At 65.6% G+C, this 1,362-nt stretch carries 1 protein-coding gene; it reads left to right on the top strand.

Features of this window, described 5'->3' with window-relative positions:
- The first annotated feature begins 51 nt into the window (after positions 1-51).
- A protein-coding gene (locus tag BST38_RS28765; RefSeq protein ID WP_085975518.1) for an IS3-like element ISMysp3 family transposase occupies positions 52-1,346 on the top strand; the annotation gives its coding sequence in 2 pieces (ribosomal slippage) (positions 52-325 and positions 325-1,346; 1,296 coding nt in all).
- The last annotated feature ends 16 nt before the right edge of the window (positions 1,347-1,362 follow it).

Here is a 1,362-nt window from a genome sequence, read left to right as displayed (position 1 = left end):
TGAACCATCCCGCGTTTGATGCGCACCTCCTTCCTTGGGAAGGTGCATGTCATGCCGAGCAAGTACGACCCGGAGACCCGAGCGAAGGCGGTCCGTCTGGTGCGCGAGCACCGGGAGGACTATCCGAGCGAGTGGGCGGCGATTACCGCGGTGTCCAAACGGTTGGGGATGAACGCCGAGACGCTGCGTAATTGGATTCGCCAGCAACAGGTCGATGACGGTGATCGAGACGGGGTCTCTTCGGAGGCGGCTGCGGAGATCCGGGCGTTGAAACGGCGTAACGCCGAGCTGGAGCAGACTATCGAAATCCTCAAGGCGGCAACGTCTTTCTTCGTGCGGGAGAGCGACCCGCGCAACCGCCGCTGACCGCTACGGTCTGCGAGTTCATCGCCGCCCACCGGGACCGTTTCGGGGTCGCTCCGATCTGCCGCGTGCTCACCGAGCACGCCGTGCCGATCGCCCCGCGGACATTTCATGCCTGGGCGGTGCGGGCGCCCTCGAAACGGGCCCTGTGGGACGCCACGATCACCGAGATCCTAGCCGGCTACTACGAGCCTGATGAGCACGGACGCCGCAGGCCCGAGTCGCTGTACGGGTCGCTGAAGATGTGGGCCCATCTGCAGCGTGAGGGCATCCCGGTGGCCAAGTCCACCGTGGAACGCCTGATGCGCAAGAACGGCTGGCAAGGCGTGCGCCGCCAGAAGAGGGTCCGCACCACGATCCCCGACCCGGAGGCGGTGCGACCGCCGGACCTGGTGGACCGCCAGTTCGGGGTGGCCGCACCCAACGTGCTGCTCGTGGCCGACTTCACCTACGTCAAGCTCGTCACCGGCGTGTTCGTCTACGTCGCGTTCGTCATCGACGCCTACGCCGGGTCGATCGTGGGCTGGGAAGCCTCGGCGTCCAAGCACACCCGCTTCGTCGAATCCGCGCTGCGTCAGGCCGCTGCACTGCGTGCCCGCCAAGGCCATCCCGTCGACGGCGCAATCCATCACAGCGACGCCGGCTCGCAGTACACGAGTGTGAGATTCGGTGAGACACTGAGCCTTTCGGGAATTCGCCCGTCCGTGGGCAGTGTTGGGGATGCCTTCGACAACGCGCTGGCTGAGACGACCATCGGCCTGTACAAGAACGAATGTGTCCGGGCGGATTCCCCGTTTCGCCGCGGCCCACTGAACACCGTGGGCGACGTCGAATACATCACCGCCGACTACGTCGCCTGGTACAACCAGCAGCGCCTGATGCACCGCCTCGGACGCATTCCGCCGGCCGAAGCCGAAGCCCGCTACTATTCCCAACTCGTGACCGGTAGACCGGCCGGATCACAGAAACCTGAGGGTGCATGAAACCCGGGACGGTTCA

Source organism: Mycolicibacterium parafortuitum (genome assembly GCF_002086815.1).
Classification (GTDB): Bacteria; Actinomycetota; Actinomycetes; order Mycobacteriales; family Mycobacteriaceae; genus Mycobacterium; species Mycobacterium parafortuitum.
The sequence above is the reverse complement of the archived record's forward strand: the minus strand, read 5'-3'. Positions and strand labels throughout refer to the sequence as shown.